Raw genomic sequence first — 22,983 nt, 5'->3', positions numbered from 1 at the left:
GCAATCCTTTGTGGATTGCCCGTCAACCGGTGTATACCAATCGGTTTAATCAAGTGAATTGGTATTAAAATTGGTAGTTAATGCCGACCATGCCGCGGATACCATAGTATTCCACCTGTAATGGACGGCCCTGCTCACCTTGGTAGTACTGCAATGCTTCATTGGTGAGGTTACTCAGCTCTAGGTAAACTAACGTTTGTTCGTTAAGTTGGTATGACGTTGTAAAGTCGACGCTGGTATTGGCACCATAGTAGCTATCCGATTGGCTATCGCCGCCGTGCTCTTCGATATAAGCACCTTTATGATTAAGTGCTATTCGAGCGGCAAAACGGGTGTCGTCGTAATACAGCGTAAAGTTGTAAAGCTCATTGGCCTGACGTGGAATGGCTACTTTTTCTGTGCGCTCTGGGATCTGCATTTCAGAGTCCATAAAGGTCGCATTGGTCATTACCCCAAAGTTGCTCAAACTGTCAGAAATAAAACCAAGGTCGCGGTTAAATGCCAGCTCAATGCCCGCAAGCCAAGCGCTATCGCCGTTTTCAGGACGGATGATGGTCACGCCTTGCTTGTTGTTGTAATTGCCAACGCTGGTGGCTTGGAAGATAGGGTCTTGGATATCTTTGTAGAATACCCCCGCAGAGACCAAGCCAACGCGGTCAAAATAATGTTCCACCATCAAGTCGAGATTATTTGAGTACGTAGGGTCGAGCGCTGGATTTCCTGAGTTAAGCTGATTGTCTTGCTCAAGGTAAGTTGCCCCTGGTGTTAATGAGCCAAAGTCAGGACGGGCAAAGGTGCGAGTTAGTGCAAGGCGATAATTGGTATCGTCATTGGCGCGATAGGTAACATGTAGTGCGGGTAATATTGACCAATAATCATTGCTGTTGGTGGTATCAACAACTTTGTCTTCGTCGGCTAAATAAGTGTAACCAGACACTTCGGTATCGGTGCGGGTAACGCGTAAGCCGCCTAATACTTCCCAGTTGTCGTTAGCTTGGTAAGTTGCCATACCGTAGAGCGAGGTGTGGGTTTCTTCAACATCGAAGTTTCTGCCCAGCGCTCCACCGTTGCTGATGAGTGCTGATTCACCCACATCTAGCTTGAACTTATTGCGATTTTGCGTCCAAAACTGGGCAAGAGCATCGGTGGAAGCCACCTGCGACAACTGCGTGCGATAATCAAACTTGGCTTCGCTTAAGTAATCGCTGCGACCGGGTTGATCGCTTAAGGCAAAGTCTGCAAGCGTTGGCGCTGCGCCATATTGTTCGCTGTCCCACGCGTAAAACTCGTCGGCAAAGTCAGCTTTACGGACTTTGTCACGGTATTTTGCCCCAAATTTAACGGCTAGCTGGTTATTGTATTGCCAGTCAAAGTCGGCATTGGCTACCAGTCTGTCTTTTTCGTTGACGTAGACTTTGTATAGCTCAACCCAAGACAAACCCATTTTGCTTGGATCGAGTGTAAAGCCCGAGGGGAAGTGGTTGCTAATGGCGTTCCAAGGATCGCTGCCGCCGTCTACTTGGTTGTAAGCATAATTTTTACCGGTATCGCGGTCTTCAAGTCCAACATATCCCACCTCTTTTTGATCAAAACGGGCGACAAAATAGCTATTGTCTTCACTGTTGGGTTTGTCGCCATAGCGAAACTCATTTTCGTACGTGGCTAGTTGCCAAGAGAGCGTTTTATCAAAGCCAAAGTCATGTTCACCTGCAATTTCAAAGCCTTGCATTTCGGTGATGAGTTCGTTGCGAATATGCTGCAGCTCAGCACGGTCTTTATCAAAACGCAGCCTGTGCTTATAGTGGGTTTCATCATCAATCAGTGTGCCATATAGCGCGCTGGCGCTGAGCGTGCCGCTTTCAAGTTGATATTCCAGCGAGCCATTTAAGCCGTAAGTTTCACGGGTTCCGGTATAATCACGCAGCTCTAAGCGGTAAATGCCTAAGCCATCGTTACCCCGGCGCGGCTCATAGTTATCGGTTGCCCAATCACGCTGCCAAGCAGTGGCGTTAATGATAAAACCTAGCTTGTCGTCGAGTAGACGGTCGCCATACACCACATTGGCAGAATAATTTGTACCATCGGCCAGTTCGTTTTGGCCCACAGCAAAGTTGGTTTTGAGGATAAAATCATCAGCGCCTTTTTTGGTCACGAAATTAACATTACCGCCAATCGCATCACCTTCCATGTCAGGGGTGATAGCCTTAGACACTTCCACAAATTCAATCAATTCGCTTGGAAAAAAGTCGAACGCAGTGGCGCGGCTGGTGGTTTCCTCTTCTGCGGTTGGAAGGCGGTTACCGTTGATGCTGGCCGAACTCCATTGTGACGGTAAACCACGCACTGCAACAAAACGGCCTTCACCTTGGTCACGCTCTATCGACACACCTGGAATACGTTGTACGGCTTCAGCGGCATTTCTATCTGGTAACTTACCAATCCCATCGGCAGAAATGATACTTTTGATATTACTGGCATTTTTTTGGTTATTTGCAGCGGCCATTGCGCCACGGAAGATTTGCCCAACCGTGACTACTTCTTCCATCGCTTGTTGATGGTTTAATAAGATTGGAGACAACGTAGTGACTTTGCCATCAGTAACCTCAACCTGTAGTTCAGTTTCCTGATAACCCATATATTTCACGACTAAGGTGTAGCGACCGGCATCCAGTTTTGGTAGTTCAAAGCGACCACGATAATCAGATACTGTGGATACATCTTGGCCTTTTACTGAGATAACAGCGCCAGAAAGATTACTTTGTGGGTCTTTTACAACACCAACGAGTTTACCTGTCGCAGCATATAAGCTGGGACTGGTGGCGAGTAACACGGCAGCAGCGATTTGGGTTAGTTTTTTCATTGCTCTTTTCTCAAAAGTTTGGGTTAAGTTTTCTGGTCTAGTCCAGCTTGTTGCAGATAGAGTAATGACGGTTTTTTACATTCCGATGACACAAAGGTGAAAAATTAACTAGCGCCTACTGCTCTTTGTTGTTTGATTCGCTTTAAAGGAGGTAGGAGGATGTTGTTAGATGTTTGGCTTAACTGAATAAGATTTGTCATACTCGCGTTATCAGCGACAGGTTTTCAGTAAAGGAATGGCAACGTGATTTATGCTTTGATTGCGGCGATTGGACTTTCTCTTTTTATTTATAGCATTACAGCTCGACAACTAGATAGGGCGGAGCTCACCGCACCTATGTGGTTTGTGCTAACGGGCGGGGCGATAGGCTTTGTGCTTGGTAATATTGAAGGAGGGCAACAAGCTTTAGCGGTAGATATTAATGGCCTACAAACTTGGTTGCCGATTATTGAGTTGACGCTTGCGATTTATTTATTTTCCGATGCTGCAAAAACGCGATTACGGGTGTTATCTCACAGCTTCCAGTTACCGGTTAAATTATTACTCGGGCTGCCATTAACCATGGTATTTGGCGCGTGGGTGGCCCATGAGCTGTTCCAGTTATCTTGGTTGGCTTGCTTTTTAATTGCGGTGATCATCACCCCAACCGATGCCACTTTATGCAAAACCTTCATTCAGGATAAGTCTGTGCCCACCAGATTACGTGAGGCAATTAATGTGGAAAGTGGCTTGAATGATGGCCTATGTATTCCGGTATTTCTGTTTTTACTGGGCGTATTAGCTGAGCGAATGCAAGCGACGACCGAATCATTTGCTTGGATTTTTATACGCGAAGTGGGGATTGCACTCGTTGTCGCGGGGTTACTGACTGGGGTGATCATTTGGTTACTTAAACGCGCCTATCAACATCATTACTTTGCGTCTAAAACCAGCCCTTTTCTCTTTGTTGGCATCGCTTTTTTAGTTTTCTCGGTAACTCAAGCTTTGCATGGCAGTGGCTTTATTGCTGCATTTGTCAGCGGTTTGCTGTTTGATAAATATTATCGTGATGAGTTTAAAGATCAGCTTATCGAAGAAGGTGAGCACCTCGCCGAATTTGCGGCTTTTATGATCTGGATTGTGTTTGGTTTGTCGGCCAGTGTAGTGCTGCTAAACGTTACCCAATGGCAGGTTTGGGTGTACGCAGTGTTAGCAACTGCCATGTTTAGATTGATCCCGGTATTCCTCTGTTTGTTAGGTGGTGCACTGACAACCAAAGAGCGCTTTACGTTAGCTTGGTTTGGCCCCAAGGGATTGGCTTCGGTGGTGCTAACCTTAATGCTACTCAGCGAAGAGTTGCCAAATGGTTTGCAAATTACTCAAGTGGCAATGGCAACGGTGCTGTTGAGCATTTTTGTGTTTGGATTATCTAGTCGACCCATTTCTAAATTATTTACCAGTGCTTCTGGTCGAGAGTGATTACTCTAAATAACAATTGGTATAGCGTATGATTTCGTATCTGAATTGTACTGTTATATTGTAACTTGTTGTGAAATAAAATATTTTTTGTCACTTTGCTGAAATAAAAAAGTCATGTAACGCGCCTAGACTGTGCCCGCCTTACAGACAAATATTACGTTTCAGGAACAGTACAATGAATAAAAAGTTACTTACAGTTGCTATCTCTGCAATTCTACTTACCGCGTGTGATGACGATACAAAAACCGTTGAGGTGATCAAAGAAGTTGAAGTCATCAAAGAAGTACCAGTGCAAGAAGTGACACAAGTAAAAAATGTGATCCTTATGATCGGTGACGGTATGGGACCACAGCAAGTTGGCTTACTTGAAGAGTATGCTCAGCGCGCGCCAAACTCAACTTATAAAAACAAAGGCAATCAAACAGCGCTGTCTAAACTTGCTGCGGGTGGTCATTTAGGCCTTTCCATGAACGCACCACATGGCGCGACTGGCAGTCTAGTAACTGACTCTGCTTGTTCGGCAACTCAATTAGCAACCGGCCTTGCAGCAGGCTCAGAAATGATAGGCCTTGATGCCGATGGCAATAAAGTAGCGACTATCTTAGAAAAAGCCAAAGCCGCGGGTAAAGCGACGGGTCTTGTTTCAGATACGCGTATTACGCACGCGACGCCAGCGGCATTTGCTGCCCATATGCCGCATCGTTCATACGAAGCTGAAATCGCTGAGCAATTAGTTCGCTCTGGCAGCGTTGATGTGATGTTATCTGGTGGTGCTCGCGTATTTGTACCAAAGAGCACGCCTGACAATGCTGAAGTACAAGCACAACTCGACGCGCTTGGCATGCCTAGTAGCGTATATAAAAGCTCAAAGCGTGGAGATGAAACTAACCTAGTTGTTGAAGCAAAAGAGCAACATGGTTATGGCCTTGCTTTTGATAAAGCACAATTAAGCAGTTTTGAAGGCGAAAAAGTACTAGGTCTATTCGCAAACTCTGGTATGAGTGACGCAATTGCTTACAAAGCTTGTCAACAAAGCAACAGCTGTACTCAGCCTTCATTAAAAGAAATGACGGTGAAAGCGCTTGATATCTTGTCTAAAGATGAAGATGGCTTTTTCTTGATGATTGAAGGTGGTCAAATTGACTGGGCGGGTCATGCAAACGATGCAGGTTGGATGCTAAATGAGCTGCTTAAATTTGATGAAGCCGTTGAAGCTGTGCATGAATGGGTAAAAGACCGTAACGATACGCTAGTCGTTGTGACTGCAGACCATGAAACGGGTAGTTTTGGCTTTAGTTATTCAAAGCATGAGCGTCCTGAAGCACAAACGCTGTCTGGCGATGGTATGTATGTAAATGGTGTTGCTAAAGAATATCATCCTAAATTTAACTTTGGTCCACTTGCGCAACTAGACAAGCTTTACGCGCAAACAGGCACTTTCTTCGATATCCTTGCAGAAGCTGCGCCTGATGAAGCCTATGAAAATGTATCGGGTCCAACTTGGAAAGCGACCATTGAAGATATGACGGCTTACACGGTGACGCTAGATAATGCCGCAAAAGTCGGTCAGAGTGTATACGATGAAAATAGCGCAGATATGATCCCAGCGTTTGAAGACTTTAGTGACTTCTATGTATACGCCAAAGAGGATTACACCGGAAAAATCGCTCGCGCGATCGCCTCAGAGCAAAGTGTAGTGTGGGGTACTGGTACACATACGGCAGCGCCAGTACCGGTTTATACTTTTGGTCCTGCGGGCGTAACTAAGCAGTTCTCAACCATGCAGCACCATGTGGACGTTGCAAACAAAATGATGACTGCGTTTGGTTTAACTGAATAAGCCAAGCACCTAGATTTTAAATAACTTCAGTTAAGCCACAGCAATGTGGCTTTTTTCTGTCATTAAGGTCAGAAATTCGCGTTGTGGTAGCGGCTTTGAATAGTAATAACCCTGACCAAAATCACATCCAGCCTGTTTTAATAGCTGATGCTGAGTCGCGGTCTCAACGCCTTCAGCGATGACTTTTAAGCCTAGGCGGTGAGCCATCAAAATAATGGTTTCACATAGGGTTAAATCGTCTGCATTGGTTGCAATGCCATCGACGAAGCGTTTATCAATTTTCACAAAGTGACAATCTAATTGTTTTAGATACGCGAGTGATGAGTAACCCGTGCCAAAGTCATCTAACGCAAATTGAAAACCTTGCTGCTTTAAGCGTTCAACTCGTTGTTTAGTGCGGCTATCATTGTGCATCATCATTCCCTCCGTAACTTCTAAAACCACGTGCTCAGGGGGGATCGCAAGCGTTGTGAGTTTGTCACTCCAGCTTGCTAAGGTGCAATTTTTAGCGGCAAATTGGACCGGTGACACATTGATGCTAATTTGTGTTGTATGGCCTAAGTGCTGTAGTTGTGTCAACGTGTCAATAGACTGCGAAAATGCTAAATCGCCAATATGATGAATGAGCTGGGTTTCTTCGGCTAACGGAATAAACTCAGCGGGACTCACCATACCTTGCTCTGGGTGTCGCCAGCGGATCAAGGCCTCGGCTTTGGCGACGCGATTATCGTCAAGTGATACGATAGGCTGGTAGTGCATTTCAAATTGATTGTTATGCAGTGCAGTACGAATACCTTTGAGCATGTGCATTCTAGATTCTGCGACTTTGCGTAAAGTGTCATCAAAAATCACATAGCCGTTACGACCTTGCTGCTTTGCTCGATACATTGCTTGATCGGCAGCCTTTAATAGGGCTTCTGCACCATTACCATCTGTTGGTGCAGTGGCAATCCCCATACTTGCAGTGATATGGCATTGCTCATCTTGGATCTCAAAAGGCTGTTTGAATGCGGACTGGATCTGAGCTGCTAGTGCTTTGCACTTTGCTTTATGTTCGTCATCCTCCAACACAAAGACAAACTCATCACCTCCAATGCGGGATAAAAACGCATGCGGAGCCATACTCTTTAAACGTTGTGCGACTAACTTCAAGAGTAAGTCGCCGTAATAATGGCCTAATGTGTCGTTAATATCTTTAAAATTGTCGAGATCGAGTAATAACACGGCGGTTTGTTGTTGTCCGCTGGCAACCTGTTTTTTTAAGTGTTTTTTAAGTCCCACACGATTATGAAGATCGGTTAATTCGTCAAAATGTGCTTGTTTCCAGATCAGCGCATCTTTACGCTTTACTTCGGTAATATCGGTGAAGATCGCGACGCGGCGGTAGATCTCACGGTTGCTATCGTAAACGCTATCAATAGTCAGCCATTCGGTGTAAAGCTCGCCATTTTTCTTACGGTTGACAATCTCACCTTGCCAACGGCCGTGTTCGTTGAGCTGCTGCCACATCAATTCGTAAAAGCTACGGTCATGTTGACCCGATCCTAACATGGCAGTGGACTTACCCAGCACCTCTGAGCGTGAGTAACCAGTTACACGCGTAAAGGCAAGGTTGACGTCCAAGATAAAGCCATTGGCATCCGTGATGATCATACATTCGCTGCTATTGTTGTACACCAATGCTGCAAGGTTTAGTGCTTCTTCTTGATGCTTACGTTGGCTAATATCACGGAAAATCAACAACGCCTGTGGATGTGACTCAATGGCACATAGGCGACATTCAACCACTTGATTACTGGTTGGTGAAAACTCAAGTTGCACATAGGTTTTGTCATTCAACAGCGCAAGCTCTGCGCGGATCCGTTTATAGATATGTTCTGGGAGCAATTCCCTAAGCGTTTGTGCTTTGTCTGTGTAATCGCCATAACGAGATAAGATCTGAGCCTGTTGATCTAAGCGCACATAGCTATCGGGGAGTGCATTAATCAGGGCTTTTACAACGGCAAGTCTATGATTTGCATTGTCTTCAGCGGCTAAGCGTGTTTGCGCCATATGAGCAAAACGCTCGGCGATATGCTCAAATTCACTGGGCACTTTGGTTGCGTTAAAACGGCGATCTTGCTTGCCCGATTCAAGTTGTGCAATAGCATGCTTGAGTGCGCCAAGCGGTTTTAAAAGTTGTTGCTTTAATTGCCAATGTGTTTGCCAAAACAAAATAGACACAAGCGCCAAAAATATTCCTAGAAAGAGTGCAAAACGCTTATCTATGCTGCTCAACTGGGACTCAAAATCGAAACTAAAGTAGATTTGTAACGCTCGGTTGCTGTTATTGAGTGATTGCTTTACATACACCAAGCGATTGCCTTCTGGGGTGTTTAGTAGCGTCGCCTGTGTGCCTAAATTGCTTGGCCAAGAACTGCTAACAGCACGGCCAAGTTCTGCATTTGCTGCTGGATATTGCGCAATGATTTGCGCTTTAGCGTCGGCAATCATTACCCGAGTACCAACAGGAAGAGGCAGTTTTGCAAGGGTCTGGCTCCAATGCGTTAAGCCTTTGACCGCGACAAGCATAAATAAAAATTGCTGTTTATCATCGTAAATTGGTAGCGCGAAGTTGACTGTTGCACGCTGCATGCTGCGGTCAATTTGATACTCACCAATACTAAACTGGGCAGTGCGCATTGCGGTTTTAAAGTAACCACGATCGGCGATATTGATCTCGCGTTGATCTGCTTGATGCGTAGTACAAAGTACGTTCCCTTGTGCGTCAACTATGCCAAGGTTAGCTAGGTTGGGGCTGAGCAGCATCGCGTGATAAAGCAGCGGCGGGCATTTGCCGTGCTCTACGGTAAGATGATCAATACGGGTCGACAGTTGCTGTAAGACTTGTTCTGTATCTGCGAGCTCTACCTGCTGGATCGCCGCAACTTGTTTGGCGTAATGCAGCGCCTGTTGTGACTGTTGTGTTAATGCCTGCTGACGTTGCTCACATAATAGAAATAAAATAATGATCAGACATGGCAAGCACAGTAGAACGAGTAAGCGATAAAATCGAAACTGTATTGAAGATTTCAGAATAATCCCACCTATGGAGCTGATCAGAGAGCGCGAATGATACCGAATCAAGTTAGGACAACCAAGCAAATTTGCATAAATAATTCAGCTGCAAAAGCATCACTGAGCAAGGGCTAACAGATAGAATTTTTAATTTCTAAATTGAAAGTATGATGTGATTATCCGGTCAAAAAAAATGGCATTTTTTCATCTCTCCACTTTTTTCCACAAAATTCATGATCTTCCACAAATCCCGCGATTTTTCTGGCTTTCAAAGGTGTTAAAGGTACCGACTGAGCTTGACAAAAGTGCTTGTCAAGCCCTAGACTGTTCTTCTGTGGTAAAAAGTGGGTTTTAGTGGATCAAACTGGATCAACTAACTTAGAAATAGGATCACGCATGTTTCGAGGTGCAAGTTCGCTAGCTTTGGATGACAAAGGGCGTTTTGCGGTGCCGACTAAGTACCGTCAACCGCTGCTGTCTGAAGATCAGGGAACCGTTATTTGTACTATTGCGATCAACGAACCGTGCTTATGGCTCTACCCACTCTCCGAATGGCTAGAAATTGAGACCAAACTAAGTCGCATCTCTAACACCAATCCCAGAGTAAGACGCTGGCAACGGATGTTGCTAGGTCATGCTACAGAATACCAACTAGACAAAAATGGCCGGATTTTACTGGCGCCTTCATTGCGGTCCCATGCGCAATTAGGCAAAAAGATTATGCTAGTTGGGCTACTCAATAAATTTGAAATTTGGGACGAAGAACGCTGGTATCAGCAAATGCAGGCAGATACCGAAATTGAACACTCAGGAAACTTTGAGGAAAGCCCTGAACTGGAAAACTTTTCCTTGTAGGGGTAAACAAATTAATGAGCGAAGAGTTTAAGCATATTTCGGTATTAATGACCGAAACCCTAGATGCCCTAGCAATTAACCCTGAAGGTATATATATCGATGGGACGTTTGGTCGTGGTGGGCATTCAGGTGAAATCCTCAAAAGGTTGTCGACTGGGCGTTTACAAGCCATAGATCAAGACCCTCAAGCGATTAAAGCGGCTGAAAAGTTTGCTGATGATACACGTTTCTCTATAGCGCGAAGCCGCTTCTCGCAAATTAAATCTGTCGCGGAACAAGCCGGTATCTTAGGTCAGGTTGATGGCATCTTGTTGGACATTGGTGTGTCTTCACCTCAGCTTGATGATGCAGACCGTGGCTTTAGCTTTATGAAAGACGGGCCACTGGATATGCGTATGGATCCCGACTCAGGTCGCAGCGCTGCACAGTGGCTAGCTGAAGCAGAGCTTGAAGAAATGGTGTTTGTGATCAAAAAGTATGGCGAAGAAAAGTTTGCCACTCGTATTGCTCGTAAAGTCATTGAAGTACGTGAGCACACCGCGATTACAACGACGGCGCAATTAGCGCAACTGATAGATGAAGCTGTGCCTGTCAAGGACAAACATAAGCATCCTGCAACTCGTACTTTCCAAGCTATTCGTATTTATATTAACAGCGAGTTAGAAGAAATTCAGACTGCATTGCAAGCGTCACTTGAGGTGTTAAAACCTGGTGGTCGGTTAGTGGTGATCTCGTTTCATTCTCTAGAAGATCGCATTGTAAAGCAGTTTATCAAGAAGCAGAGTAAGGGAGAGGCGATACCCAGAGGTCTGCCTTTAACGGATGAACAACTTAAACAAAATCTCACCTTAAAGGCAGTGGGTAAAGCCATTAAGCCTAGCGATGCAGAGATTGCACAAAATCCACGCTCGCGAAGCTCAGTATTAAGAGTGGCGGAGAAGCTCTAATGAATGCAAGTAAGCAACGTCAACCGAATCTATTTGTAGAAATAGGCTATTACATCATTGCTAATAAGTTGACGGCATTCTTGCTACTTACGATTTTGATTTCTGCACTCGCGGTAGTGCAAATTACCCATTTAACTCGCCAGCAATTGATACAGCAGGATGAGCTATTACAACAGCGCGATGAGTTAGACCTACAATGGCGTTACCTCGTTGTGGAAGAAGAGTTTTACTCTCAGCATGCAAGGATAGAAGAGATAGCCAAGATGCAGTTAGAGATGAAACGCCCAACCAGTAAAGATGAACAGGTGATTGTGCTGCCATGAATAAACAAAAGCAAAAAACTCAATCTATTATCACCTGGCGCTTTGCTCTAGTTTGCGGCGTGATGCTCACCGTTTTTATGACGCTTGTTGCACGCGCTGCATTTTTGCAAGTAATTGAGCCTGATAAGGCAATTGAAGAAAATGATAAGCGCACCGTACGGGTTGAGAAACTCAATGTCCAACGAGGCATGATCTTCGACCGCAATGGCAAAGAGCTGGCAGTGAGTGTGCCGGTTGTGAGCGTTTATGCAGATCCCCTTGCCATTGATAAGGCACTTGCCAAAAAAGTGTTACGTAAAGCCCGTAAAGAAGGTGAAGATTATAAAGCGTTAGAGCAAAATGATGCTGAGCTGAAAATACGGAAACAAGCTTGGTACGATGATGAGCTCAGGTGGAAAGAGCTTGCAGATGTACTCAGACTCAAACCAGAAAATGTCGATGAACGGCTTAGGGGAGACCCAAGCCGTCGTTTTGTCTATTTGAAGCGTCAAGTGACGGCGGTTGTTGCCAACTATATTCGTCAAATGCGCCTGCCGGGCGTGCACTTGCTTGACGAGTCCAAACGTTTTTACCCAAGCGGCGAAGTAACAGCGCACATGATTGGTGTAACCGATATTGATGGCAAAGGTATTGAAGGCGTCGAGCGTATGTTCGACTCTGCATTAACCGGTACGGCTGGTAAACGCACCATTCGAAAAGATGCGCAAGGTCGTGAAGTACAAGTACTTTCAGAAGAACAGCGTGTCGAGCCAGAAGATGTTTACCTGAGTATTGATTTACGGATCCAAGCCATTGCCTACCGCGCGTTAAAGTCGGCGGTACTGAGCTATAAAGCTACCTCTGGTTCGGCGATAGTTGTTGATGTACACACTGGCGAAATTTTAGCTTTGGTGAATAGCCCAAGCTTTAATCCTAACGATCTAAGTACTGCCGCACCTTATAAACGTCGCAATCGTGCTATGACTGACCTATTTGAACCCGGTTCAACCTTAAAGCCTTTAGCGGTATTGGCTGGTTTAAATTATGGTGCAGTTAAGGCAACAGACACGATAGATACCTATCCGGGCTGGATGAACTTAAGTGGTGGCTTAGTGAAAGACACTCGTAACAATGGTGAGCTGAGCTTAAGAGAGATCCTTAAAATCTCCAGTAACATGGGAGTTGCGAAGATCTCGCAGATGCTGCCAAAAGAGTATTTTATCAATCTATACCAACAAGTGGGTTTTGGTGAGCCAACGGGCTCAAACATGATTGGTGAAAGCGCAGGTCTATTTTATCCAAACCGCCGTTGGTCTAACTTTGAAATTGCAACACTCTCTTATGGTTACGCAGTATCTGTAAGCACTGCACAAATGGCGAGACTTTACGCCATGTTTGGAGCCGGCGGTATCTTGCGACCACTCACTATTGTGAAGCAAGATGAAATTCCTGAAGGTAAGCGTATTTTTAGCGAGCAAGATACACATGCCGTGGTAGAGATGATGGAGTCAGTATTTGAACGTGGTGGTACTGCCCACAACGTAAAAGTTGATGGATACCGTGCCGCTGGTAAAACAGGTACTTCAGAAAAAGCCGTGGCGGGTGGCTATGGTGATGAGTACGTTGGTTACTTTGCGGGCGTTGCACCGGTAAGTGACCCAAGGCTTGCGGTTGTGGTGATGGTTAATGAACCGGCGGGAGATGTTTACTATGGCGGTCAAACCGCAGGGCCTGCTTTTGCTGAAATAATGTCTAATGCACTGAGAATTTTAAATGTAGCGCCTGATAAAGAGCGCGTGGCTTATATTTCTGGAGCAGATAACGATGCGTGATCTGGCTCAGGTACTCAGTGATTACGGTGTCAATATTGCCCCTGTTAAGGTTGAGCATCTGCGCATAGACAGTCGAGCGATTGAACCAGGTGATTGTTTTGTTGCACTGCAAGGTCATGCCCAAGACGGTGCTAAATATGCCGCCAGTGCCGTTGCGCAAGGCGCTAAATGTGTGCTTGCAGAAACGGGAAGCGAGCTTAATGTTGCACCAGAGCAAGCGATTTTTATCGATAATCTTGCCGATAAGTTGGCGGCAATTGCAGCGCAGTTTTATGCATACCCGAGTAAAAAGCTCAAACTCACAGGCGTTACTGGCACCAACGGTAAATCTACCACGACAGCGATGATTGCCAATTTAGCCAGCCTAATCGGTAGTGCTGGTGCTGTGATAGGTACGCTTGGTTATGGTCAACCAGACAGCCTTATTCCGCTGGCAAACACCACGCCGTCAAACGTAGATTTACAACGTATTTTGGCGTTTTTACAGCAACAGTATGATCAAGTCGCGATGGAGGTCTCTTCCCATGGCTTGGTGCAAGGTCGAGTTGACGAATGCGACTTTGATGTGGCTGTTTTCACCAACTTGACGCGCGATCACTTAGATTATCACGGTGATATGCAAAGCTATGCAGAAGCTAAGAAACTGCTATTCACTCGCTGTGCGCCAAATCACAAAGTCATCAATATTGACGATGAAGTGGGTGCAAGTTGGGCCGCTGAGTTTAATGACGATACAGTGGTTGTTTACGGTCGCTGGAGTGAAAAAAATAGCTACCAACAATATGTATTCTTTGATGCCGTGTCGGCACACCCAAATGGTTTGACGGCGACATTAAAAACCTGCTGGGGTGAATGTGAAGTCAGTGTGCCACTGTATGGTGAGTTTAATCTTTATAATTTAGCTGCTGCGATTGCGACTTTACTATTGCAAGGCGCAAGTCTTGAAGCATTAAGCGAAGCTTGCAGCCAGCTCGCGCCAGTTGCAGGCCGCATGCAGCCATTTAGTGCCCCTGAAAAGCCTACGTGTATTGTTGATTATGCCCATACCCCAGACGCTTTGGCACTTGCACTACAAGCCTTGCGAGCACATGTTCCGGGCAATCTTATCTGTGTGTTTGGTTGCGGTGGTGATAGAGATAAAGGTAAGCGTCCTGAAATGGCGCGAGCTGCAGAGAAATATGCAGATAAACTGGTGATCACCAGTGATAATCCACGAAGCGAAGATCCCAATTTAATCATTGACGACGTTAAGGCAGGACTCATCCACCCTGAGTATGCTGTCTGCCAGCCAGATAGAGGGCTAGCCATTCAACACGCGATAGACCTAGCTGATGAAAACAGCGTGGTGCTGATTGCGGGGAAAGGGCACGAGGATTATCAAATTATAGGTACTGAGCGCATTGATTTTTGTGATAGGCAATGCGTTGCAGCGATTTTACGAGGGGAAAAGGCATGATCAAGATGGATTTTTCTTGGCTTGCAGCAGTCTTAAAAACCCCTTACGACGGGGAGAATTTGGCAGTCGCCAATATTAATACTGATACCAGAACAATACAGTCTGGAGAGGTATTTCTAGCACTTAAAGGGCCTAACTTTGACGGCCACCGTTTCTTGGGTGTGGCCAAAGCACACGGTGCTATCGCAGCTATTGTTTCTGAGCACGATGAAGATATCGATTTACCACAGTTTGTTGTTACAGATACGCGCATTGCTTTAGGCCAAATTGGCCGAGCAGTGATTGAAACTGTCGCCCCTAAAACCATTGCAATTACCGGCAGTGTCGGTAAAACCACAGTGAAAGAAATGTGTGCGGCGATTTTGGCGCAAAAAGGCAAAGTCCTTGCGACGAAAGGTAATTTTAATAACGACATCGGGGTACCGTTGACGCTATTGCGCTTAAGTGAAGATGATGAATATGCGGTGATAGAACTCGGCGCTAACCACTTGGGTGAAATTGCTTATACCACTGCATTAGTAAGTCCAGACGTGGCGACAGTATGTAACGTCGCACCAGCCCACATCGAAGGGTTTGGTTCAATTGATGGCGTAGGAAAAGCGAAAGGTGAGATTTTCTCAGGCCTAAAAGCTGACGGTGTCGCAGTCATCAATGCGGATAGCGATTATGCTCAGATGTGGCAGGAAAGCTTAGCTGTTTCTAAAGTGAAACGTTATAGCTTAAATGCTCAGCTTGATATTTGGGTGGAAGCAATTGAGTTGGATGAGCTAGCTCGCCCTACCTTCACGCTATGTCTGGGAGAAGAGCGTACCACCATTAGTTTACCGCTTAGTGGCCAGCACAACGTTGGCAATGCGTTGATTGCGGCTGCATTGACAACCGAGCTTGGCGCAAGCTTAAGTGAGGTGGCAACGGGTCTTGGAAAAATGGCTGAAGTAAAGGGCCGTGTCAACATGATCCAAGTCTCGGACACGTTGCGTGTCGTCGATGACACCTACAATGCAAACGTGAAATCTGTCAACGCGGCGATTGATTTACTGGCGTCTATGTCTGGCTATAAAGTATTGGCGTTGGGTGATATGGCAGAACTGGGTGAAGATGCTCGCGAATATCACCGTGAAGTCGGCGAGTATGCTAAGCAGCAAGGCATTGATGAATTGTTTTCATTGGGGGTGCTGAGTAGCAGCGCTAGCAATGTATTTGAAAAGCCAAATCGTCATTTCTCGACTCGCGAGAACTTAATGAAGGCGTTACGGGTTGTATTGGCCGAGCAATCAGGACAATGCACCGTTATCGTTAAAGGATCACGTAGTGCGCGGATGGAACTGCTCGTTGAAGAATTAGTAAACGCTGGCCAGTCGGATAGCGAGACAGGAGAAGTATCATGTTAGTTTGGCTAGCCGAGTATCTTACCCAATATTATTCTGGGTTTAACGTATTTTCTTACCTTACGTTGAGGGCGATTTTAGGCATTTTAACGGCCTTAATGATTTCGTTGTATTTTGGCCCTAAACTCATCGCTGCATTACAGCGCATGCAGATTGGTCAGACCGTACGTGATGATGGCCCTGAATCGCACTTGTCCAAGTCGGGTACCCCAACTATGGGTGGACTGTTAATTCTTGCTGCGATCTTTACCAGTACGCTACTGTGGGGCGACCTTAGCAACAAATATGTATGGGTGACGTTATTTGTCATTGGCAGCTTAGGTATTGTTGGGTTCGTGGACGATTACCGCAAGGTGATCAGAAAAGACAGTAAAGGCCTAATCGCACGTTGGAAATACTTTTGGCAGTCGGTTATTGCGATCTCTACGGCGGCATTTTTGTACTTTACGTCTACCAGCGCTGCGGAAACCACGCTAGTCGTGCCATTTTTGAAAGATGTATTACCACAACTTGGTTTGTTCTATTTGGTCATGAGTTACTTTGTGATTGTGGGTACGTCAAACGCAGTTAACCTGACTGATGGTTTGGATGGACTCGCCATTGTTCCGACCATTTTGGTTGCCTCAGCACTCGCGATTATTGCTTACGTTACTGGTAACGCGAATTTCTCAAGCTACCTTCATATTCCTCATTTGCCACTCACAAGTGAATTGGTTGTGGTATGTACGGCGATTGTTGGCGCAGGTCTTGGTTTCTTATGGTTTAACACCTATCCGGCACAAGTTTTTATGGGCGATGTGGGTTCATTGGCGCTGGGTGGTGCACTCGGGATCATCGCTATTTTAGTACGCCAAGAGTTAGTGCTGATCATTATGGGCGGTGTATTTGTGATGGAGGCATTATCCGTGATTTTACAGGTAGGGTCTTACAAACTCAGAGGTCAGCGGATCTTTAGAATGGCCCCTATTCACCATCATTACGAATTAAAAGGATGGCCTGAACCTCGCGTGATAGTCCGTTTTTGGATCATCTCGATTATCTTGGTTTTGGCCGGTCTTGCGACGTTGAAGATTAGATAATGACGTATATTGAGCAATTACAGAAAAAGCATGTCACGGTACTGGGGCTTGGAGTCACAGGACAGGGGATTGTGCGTTTTCTGCTGTCGCACGGTATTAATCCAAAAGTGGTTGATAGTCGTCCAGTGCCTCCGGGCTCGGACTGGCTAAGTCACAACGCGCCTGAATGTGAAGCGGTATTTGGCAATCTTGCTGATGCCGCTTTGGCGCAAACGGATCTGATTATCATCAGCCCAGGGATCCCGTTATTTGAACAAAGCGTTGCCGCAGCCATTGCCGAAGGCGTTGAAGTCATCGGCGATATCGAGCTATTTGCACGCCTTAATACCCGCCCTGTGATTGCCGTTACGGGCTCTAACGGTAAGTCCACCGTTGTTACGCTCGCGACAGAAGTATTGAAAGCCGCAGGCTTAAAAGTTGGGCTTGGCGGCAATATTGGCACGTCTGTGCTGTCGTTGTTAGAGCAGCCGCATGATGTTTATGTACTTGAGCTGTCTAGTTTTCAGCTTGAAACCACTCATAGCTTGGCTTGTTTGTCGGCAATGATCCTCAATATTACTGAAGATCACATGGATCGCTATCCTGATTTTCAAGCTTATATTGAAGCGAAGCAACGTATTTACCAGCATGTTGAACATATTGTCTTTAATGCTGAAGATCATTATACCTTTGCGCAGCATGGGCAAGGCAGCAGTGTATCTCTCACTGAGGGGGATTATCACTTAATGACCTTTGACGGTGAGGCGTATTTCGCACACAAACAAACACCACTGCTAGCGGTAAAAACGTTGGCGATGGTGGGGCGACATAATCAATTTAACGCCTTGGCGGTATTAGCATTATTAGCGCCGATGCAATTGCCTATGCAGGTATTTGCCAGCGCGTTTGCGAGTTTCACGGGGTTACCTCATCGTTGTCAGTTGGTTGCCGATGTTGCTGGGGTTCGTTACTTCAACGATTCGAAGGCAACGAATGTTGGCTCGACGGTCGCCGCTATTGATTCTTTAGCTTCAGGTCGCAAAAATATTATTTTGATCGTGGGTGGTGATGCGAAAGGGGCAGATCTTTCTCCACTCAAGACGCCACTCACTACGCATTGCAAAGCGCTATTTTGTTTCGGGCAAGACGGTGCACAGTTTATGCCACTGCTGCGCAATAGCCATCAAGTCAACAATTTGGAAGAAGCCGTGTTGGCGGCAAAAACGATAGCGACTAATGGTGATATTGTATTATTAGCACCAGCCTGCGCCAGCATAGACATGTATCCAAACTATATGGCGCGTGGGGATGAGTTCGTCCGTTTAGTGGGGGAACATGCTTGATTAACGTCGCTGATATCAAAGAGGCGCTAACGCCTCGCCAGTCCGAGAGCTTATTTGACGTACCTTTGATGTACTGCATGCTCATGCTTATTGGAGTGGGATTTGTGATGGTGACAAGTGCTTCTATGCCGGTTGCCGAGCGACTATTTGATAACCCTTTTCACTTTACCATTCGCCACGTTATCTTTTTAGTGGGCTCGTTTATTCTCTTTTGGTTCGCGACAAGTGTGCCAATGACTTGGTGGAAACGCAGTAATCCATATTTGCTGCTTTTTGGCTTGGTACTGTTAGTGGCGGTACTCATTATTGGTCGCGAAGTAAATGGTGCAAGACGCTGGATCCCGCTTGGACCTTTTGGTTTGCAAGTAGCGGAGGCATCTAAGCTATTTTTCTTCAGCTATATTGCCGGCTACTTGGTACGTAAACGCGATGAAGTACAAGAAAACATCAAAGGCTTCGCCAAGCCAATGATTGTGTTTGCGGTGTATGCGTTTTTAATTCTGATGCAACCAGATTTAGGTACTGTGGTGGTCATGTTTGTGACGACCGTTGGCTTGTTGTTTTTAGCCGGTGCAAGGCTTTGGCAGTTTTTTACCTTAATGCTTACCGGTGTCTCTTTGGTGGTACTGCTTATCATCATTGAGCCATATCGTATGAAGCGTGTCGTGGGCTTTTTAAACCCTTGGGAAGATCCATTTGGCGCCGGTTATCAATTGGTACAATCCCTAATGGCATACGGCCAAGGTGGCTGGTTTGGTCAAGGCTTGGGTAATAGCATACAAAAGCTACAGTATTTGCCGGAAGCACATAATGACTTTATTTTTGCTGTAATAGCGGAAGAACTGGGCTTTATTGGGGTATTTAGCATTATTATTGTACTCGGCGTATTGGTTACTCGAGCGCTTTTTATCGGGCAAAAGGCCCTTAAAGCAGGTAAAGAATACGAAGGGTATTTTTCCTTGGGCATTGGTATTTGGTTTGCCTTTCAGGCAGTCGTTAATATTGGTGCGAGCGCTGGCATTTTACCCACTAAAGGTTTAACACTGCCATTTGTTTCTTACGGTGGCTCTAGCCTTTGGGTGATGACAATTGCGGCAGGCATTCTACAACGTATAGATTTTGAGACAAAAATGTCGACAAGGCAGGCAACATCCCGTGGAGGTAGGCGATGATAAAACGTCTTCTAGTGGTCGCGGGCGGTACAGGTGGACATATTTTTCCAGGTATTGCAGTGGCACAATTTTTACAGGCGCAGGCTTGGCAAGTGAGCTGGGTTGGCACTGCGGACCGAATGGAAGCCGATGTGGTGCCGCGTTACGGTTTTGAAATTGATTTTATTGCCATGAAAGGCGTCCGTGGTAACGGGGTCAAACGATTACTAACCGCACCATTTATGGTTTTAAAAGCGATACTTGCAGCAAAGCGTATTTTACAACAGCGCAAACCTGATGTGGTGTTAGCCATGGGCGGTTATGTAACTGGCCCTGTAGGTGTTGCTGCGAAACTGCTTGGGATCCCTTTGGTGATCCATGAGCAAAATGCGGTTGCGGGTATGAGCAATAAGTTGCTGGCGAAAATTGCGAGTCGCGTATTAGCGGGTTTTCCCGGCGCATTCAATGAAAAGCTCGCTCAGGTTGTGGGGAATCCGGTACGTGCAAGTGTTGCTGAGATTAGCGATAAACCCGTTTCAGTGCCGTTAAATCTATTAATTGTCGGTGGTTCATTGGGAGCAAAAGCACTGAATGAAACCGTGCCAGAAGGACTCAAGTTACTAAAGCTACAGGTGGCCAGTATCGGATTAAATATTCGCCATCAAAGCGGTAAACATAACCAAGACGATACACAACAACGATATGAAAGTGCAGGCATTAATGCTGAGGTCAGCGAGTTCATTCATGATATGGATGCCGCATACGCTTGGGCTGACTTGGTTATTTGCCGTGCCGGTGCGCTTACCGTGAGTGAAATAGCCGCAGCTGGGAAAACGGCGATTTTTGTGCCTTTCCCACATGCCGTTGACGATCACCAGACGGCTAACGCGCAATTTTTAGTGTCGGCTGGGGCTGCTTATATATTACAGCAAACTGCACTGACGCCAGAAACGCTAGCAACGACACTGCAGCCACTTGTTATTGAGCCGCAAAAAATTGCGACCATGGCAGCAAAAGCGAGACAATGCGGTAAGTCGGAGGCAACAGCGAAAGTTGCCCAAATTTGTACAGAATTATCGAACTAGGATATTAAATGGAAGCTTCAAGCAGAAGAGCAATGCGACGTATCAACACCATCCACTTTATCGGGATTGGTGGTGCTGGTATGGGTGGGATTGCAGAAGTGCTGGCCTTTGAAGGTTACCGAATTACAGGCTCAGATATCGCCAAAAGTACGATGACAGAGCGATTAACAAATATGGGCGCCGAGATCTTTATCGGCCACCAAGCTGAAAATGTAAAAATGGCCGATGTGGTTGTGGTATCGAGTGCCATCAACGACCAAAACCCAGAGATCCAAGCGGCGAAGGCAAACCGTACGCCAATCGTTCGTCGCGCCGAAATGCTCGCCGAGTTGATGCGCTTTCGTCACGGGATTGCGGTAGCTGGAACACATGGTAAGACCACAACGACGAGCCTGATTGCGAGTATTTTTGCGCGGGCTGAGCTGGATCCAACCTTTATTATCGGTGGCTTGCTCAATAGTGCTGGTAGTAATGCCAAAGTGGGCAGCAGTGAATACCTTATCGCAGAAGCGGATGAGAGTGATGCATCGTTTTTGCATTTGCAGCCGATGGTGTCGGTGGTAACAAATATCGAAGAAGACCACATGGATACTTACGAGGGTGACTTCGAAAAAATGAAAGACACCTACATCGAGTTTATCCATAACTTACCATTTTATGGTCTGGCGGTGGTGTGTATCGATTCGCCAGTCGTGAGAGAATTATTGCCACGCTTTGCAAGGCCGACAATCACGTATGGTGAGGCTAACGATGCGGATTATCAGTTATTGGACTTCAAGCAAACACAAAGTGAATCACACTTTAAAGTCAGAACCAAAGACGGTGAGTTACTTGAAGTGAAGCTAAATATGCCAGGTAAGCACAACGCATTGAATGCGCTGGCATCTATTGCGGTTGCAAAAGATCACAATATTGAAAACGAAGCGATTTATCAGGCGCTAGCCAATTTTGAAGGTGTAGGACGTCGCTTCCAGCATTACGGCTCATTCAATAATGAAGTGGGTGAGGTGATGCTGGTTGATGATTATGGTCACCATCCGTCTGAAGTTGCGATGACGATAAAAGCCGCTAAGTCTGGTTGGCCTGATAAGCGTTTGGTTATGATTTATCAGCCACATCGCTATAGTCGAACACGCGATTTATATGAAGATTTCGTAAAAGTGCTTTGCGATGTTGATAAACTACTGCTGTTAGATGTATATAGTGCCGGTGAAGCGCCTATCGTTGGTGCGGATAGTAAAAGTTTGTGCCGTAGTCTCCGTCAACGTGGCGTTGAGCCGATCCATATCAGTGACCATGGTGAATTGGCGAAAGTGTTGGCAAGCACCATGGAAGATGGTGATTTAGTGTTGACGCAAGGGGCCGGCAATATAGGTCAAATCGTGAAGCAGTTAGCCGCCACCGGGCTATCGATAGCGCAGTTAAAACAGAGTGAATTATGAGTAGTCAGTTTGGAAAAGTAGCCGTATTACTTGGCGGTAGTTCAGCAGAGCGAGAGGTGTCGCTAAAGTCTGGTAATGCAGTGCTAAATGCCTTCGTTAATCAAGGTATAGATGCGATTGCTTTTGATCCAGCAGAACGTAATTTATGGCAACTTAAAGACCTAGGTGTGGATCGCGTATTCATTGCACTGCATGGCCGTGGCGGTGAAGATGGTACTATTCAAGGTGCGCTTGAGTTTATGGGAATACCATATACAGGAAGCGGTGTACTTGGTAGTGCGCTTGCGATGGATAAAGTCCGCTGTAAGCATCTATTTCAGTCTGCCAAGTTAAGTACGGCACCTTATACTGTCGTAAGCAAAGAGACGGGTTTTGACGCTAAGGCGCTAATCGCTGAGTTTGGCAAAGTCATGGTAAAGCCAAGTCACGAAGGCTCGAGCATAGGTATGGCTCAGGCAGACAGCGAAGAAACCCTGACTGCGGCATTAAATAATGCCTTTAAGTTTGACGATCAAGTTCTCGTTGAACAATGGATCACTGGACGTGAGTTTACCGTGTCTATGCTCGCTAAAGAGGCATTGCCTGTTATTGAAATGCGTACGCCTCGTGGTTTTTACGATTATGAAGCGAAATACCAAGTCAACAGTACCGAATATTATTGTCCGGCGGATATTAGCGCTGCACACACTGAGCAATTACAAGTGATGGCAAAGCACGCTTTTGAATTGGTTGGTGCCACTGGTTGGGGACGTGTTGACGCCATGCAAGATGAGCAAGGTCATTTCTATCTACTCGAGGTAAATACTGTACCTGGTATGACTGAAAAGTCGTTGGTGCCGATGGCAGCAAAAGCAACGGGTGTAAGTTTTGAACAATTAGTTGTTCGCATTTTGGAGCAAACGCTTTAAT

16 protein-coding genes are annotated in these 22,983 nt (G+C 46.0%); 14 read left to right on the top strand and 2 right to left on the bottom strand.

Features of this window, described 5'->3' with window-relative positions:
* Positions 1 to 64: 64 nt before the first annotated feature.
* Entirely contained in the window at positions 65 to 2,860 is a 2,796-nt protein-coding gene (locus MHN32_RS00235; RefSeq protein WP_102056071.1) for a TonB-dependent receptor, read from the bottom strand.
* Between the two features lie 243 nt (positions 2,861 to 3,103).
* On the opposite strand from MHN32_RS00235, the gene MHN32_RS00230 reads away from it, so the two are divergent.
* On the top strand, positions 3,104 to 4,318 hold the full coding sequence (locus MHN32_RS00230; RefSeq protein ID WP_010605810.1) for a cation:proton antiporter: 1,215 nt from the start codon (positions 3,104 to 3,106) through the stop codon (positions 4,316 to 4,318).
* Between the two features lie 175 nt (positions 4,319 to 4,493).
* Positions 4,494 to 6,158, top strand: a complete 1,665-nt coding sequence (locus tag MHN32_RS00225) for an alkaline phosphatase (RefSeq protein ID WP_239420490.1) — start codon at positions 4,494 to 4,496, stop codon at positions 6,156 to 6,158.
* Between the two features lie 30 nt (positions 6,159 to 6,188).
* Here MHN32_RS00225 and MHN32_RS00220 read toward each other — a convergent pair whose 3' ends face one another.
* Entirely contained in the window at positions 6,189 to 9,284 is a 3,096-nt protein-coding gene (locus tag MHN32_RS00220; protein WP_239420489.1) for an EAL domain-containing protein, read from the bottom strand.
* Between the two features lie 327 nt (positions 9,285 to 9,611).
* On the opposite strand from MHN32_RS00220, the gene mraZ reads away from it, so the two are divergent.
* Genes mraZ through MHN32_RS00160 form a run of 12 tightly spaced genes read left to right on the top strand, consistent with a single transcriptional unit; the run spans position 9,612 to position 22,982 of the window.
* Positions 9,612 to 10,070: a division/cell wall cluster transcriptional repressor MraZ gene (gene mraZ, locus MHN32_RS00215; protein ID WP_010368661.1), complete on the top strand. Its 459-nt coding sequence runs from the start codon at positions 9,612 to 9,614 to the stop codon at positions 10,068 to 10,070.
* A gap of 14 nt (positions 10,071 to 10,084) precedes the next feature.
* Positions 10,085 to 11,017, top strand: coding sequence for a 16S rRNA (cytosine(1402)-N(4))-methyltransferase RsmH (rsmH, locus tag MHN32_RS00210; RefSeq protein ID WP_039494187.1), 933 nt, complete (start codon positions 10,085 to 10,087; stop codon positions 11,015 to 11,017).
* A complete protein-coding gene (gene ftsL / locus MHN32_RS00205) occupies positions 11,017 to 11,340 on the top strand; it encodes a cell division protein FtsL (protein ID WP_010368658.1) in 324 nt (107 codons plus the stop codon). Before rsmH ends, ftsL begins: the two co-directional genes overlap by 1 nt.
* Positions 11,337 to 13,151, top strand: a complete 1,815-nt coding sequence (locus MHN32_RS00200) for a peptidoglycan glycosyltransferase FtsI (protein ID WP_010605806.1) — start codon at positions 11,337 to 11,339, stop codon at positions 13,149 to 13,151. Before ftsL ends, MHN32_RS00200 begins: the two co-directional genes overlap by 4 nt.
* Positions 13,144 to 14,607 carry a UDP-N-acetylmuramoyl-L-alanyl-D-glutamate--2,6-diaminopimelate ligase gene (murE, locus tag MHN32_RS00195; protein WP_239420488.1) on the top strand — a complete coding sequence of 488 codons (1,464 nt, stop codon included), beginning with the start codon at positions 13,144 to 13,146 and terminating at the stop codon, positions 14,605 to 14,607. The genes MHN32_RS00200 and murE overlap by 8 nt, the downstream gene beginning before the upstream one ends.
* Positions 14,604 to 15,998, top strand: coding sequence for a UDP-N-acetylmuramoyl-tripeptide--D-alanyl-D-alanine ligase (gene murF / locus MHN32_RS00190; RefSeq protein WP_102056076.1), 1,395 nt, complete (start codon positions 14,604 to 14,606; stop codon positions 15,996 to 15,998). The genes murE and murF overlap by 4 nt, the downstream gene beginning before the upstream one ends.
* Entirely contained in the window at positions 15,992 to 17,074 is a 1,083-nt protein-coding gene (gene mraY, locus MHN32_RS00185; protein WP_010368649.1) for a phospho-N-acetylmuramoyl-pentapeptide-transferase, read from the top strand. Before murF ends, mraY begins: the two co-directional genes overlap by 7 nt.
* Positions 17,074 to 18,396 (top strand): UDP-N-acetylmuramoyl-L-alanine--D-glutamate ligase, encoded by a 1,323-nt coding sequence (gene murD, locus MHN32_RS00180; protein WP_102056077.1) that lies wholly within the window; start codon positions 17,074 to 17,076, stop codon positions 18,394 to 18,396. Before mraY ends, murD begins: the two co-directional genes overlap by 1 nt.
* Entirely contained in the window at positions 18,393 to 19,568 is a 1,176-nt protein-coding gene (gene ftsW, locus MHN32_RS00175; RefSeq protein ID WP_239420487.1) for a cell division protein FtsW, read from the top strand. Before murD ends, ftsW begins: the two co-directional genes overlap by 4 nt.
* The gene (gene murG / locus MHN32_RS00170; RefSeq protein ID WP_239420486.1) at positions 19,565 to 20,632 is read left to right on the top strand and encodes an undecaprenyldiphospho-muramoylpentapeptide beta-N-acetylglucosaminyltransferase; all 1,068 of its coding nucleotides are present in this window, start codon (positions 19,565 to 19,567) and stop codon (positions 20,630 to 20,632) included. Before ftsW ends, murG begins: the two co-directional genes overlap by 4 nt.
* An 8-nt stretch (positions 20,633 to 20,640) precedes the next feature.
* Positions 20,641 to 22,074 (top strand): UDP-N-acetylmuramate--L-alanine ligase, encoded by a 1,434-nt coding sequence (gene murC / locus MHN32_RS00165; protein WP_235366800.1) that lies wholly within the window; start codon positions 20,641 to 20,643, stop codon positions 22,072 to 22,074.
* A complete protein-coding gene (locus MHN32_RS00160; protein ID WP_239420485.1) occupies positions 22,071 to 22,982 on the top strand; it encodes a D-alanine--D-alanine ligase in 912 nt (303 codons plus the stop codon). Before murC ends, MHN32_RS00160 begins: the two co-directional genes overlap by 4 nt.
* The last annotated feature ends 1 nt before the right edge of the window (position 22,983 follow it).

The sequence above is a fragment of the Pseudoalteromonas sp. Of11M-6 genome (genome assembly GCF_022347905.1).
In the GTDB taxonomy this organism is placed as follows: Bacteria; Pseudomonadota; Gammaproteobacteria; order Enterobacterales; family Alteromonadaceae; genus Pseudoalteromonas.
The sequence above is the reverse complement of the archived record's forward strand: the minus strand, read 5'-3'. Positions and strand labels throughout refer to the sequence as shown.

What these genes read in the sequence shown, in the direction of transcription:
- mraY (WP_010368649.1), top strand. Translation starts at nt 15,992, where the DNA reads ATGTTAGTTTGGCTAGCCGAGTATCTTACCCAATATTATTCTGGGTTT.
- MHN32_RS00160 (WP_239420485.1), top strand. Translation starts at nt 22,071, where the DNA reads ATGAGTAGTCAGTTTGGAAAAGTAGCCGTATTACTTGGCGGTAGTTCA.
- murD (WP_102056077.1), top strand. Translation starts at nt 17,074, where the DNA reads ATGACGTATATTGAGCAATTACAGAAAAAGCATGTCACGGTACTGGGG.
- MHN32_RS00200 (WP_010605806.1), top strand. Translation starts at nt 11,337, where the DNA reads ATGAATAAACAAAAGCAAAAAACTCAATCTATTATCACCTGGCGCTTT.
- murG (WP_239420486.1), top strand. Translation starts at nt 19,565, where the DNA reads ATGATAAAACGTCTTCTAGTGGTCGCGGGCGGTACAGGTGGACATATT.
- ftsL (WP_010368658.1), top strand. Translation starts at nt 11,017, where the DNA reads ATGAATGCAAGTAAGCAACGTCAACCGAATCTATTTGTAGAAATAGGC.
- MHN32_RS00225 (WP_239420490.1), top strand. Translation starts at nt 4,494, where the DNA reads ATGAATAAAAAGTTACTTACAGTTGCTATCTCTGCAATTCTACTTACC.
- rsmH (WP_039494187.1), top strand. Translation starts at nt 10,085, where the DNA reads ATGAGCGAAGAGTTTAAGCATATTTCGGTATTAATGACCGAAACCCTA.
- MHN32_RS00235 (WP_102056071.1), bottom strand. Translation starts at nt 2,860, where the DNA reads ATGAAAAAACTAACCCAAATCGCTGCTGCCGTGTTACTCGCCACCAGT.
- murC (WP_235366800.1), top strand. Translation starts at nt 20,641, where the DNA reads ATGGAAGCTTCAAGCAGAAGAGCAATGCGACGTATCAACACCATCCAC.
- mraZ (WP_010368661.1), top strand. Translation starts at nt 9,612, where the DNA reads ATGTTTCGAGGTGCAAGTTCGCTAGCTTTGGATGACAAAGGGCGTTTT.
- murF (WP_102056076.1), top strand. Translation starts at nt 14,604, where the DNA reads ATGATCAAGATGGATTTTTCTTGGCTTGCAGCAGTCTTAAAAACCCCT.
- murE (WP_239420488.1), top strand. Translation starts at nt 13,144, where the DNA reads ATGCGTGATCTGGCTCAGGTACTCAGTGATTACGGTGTCAATATTGCC.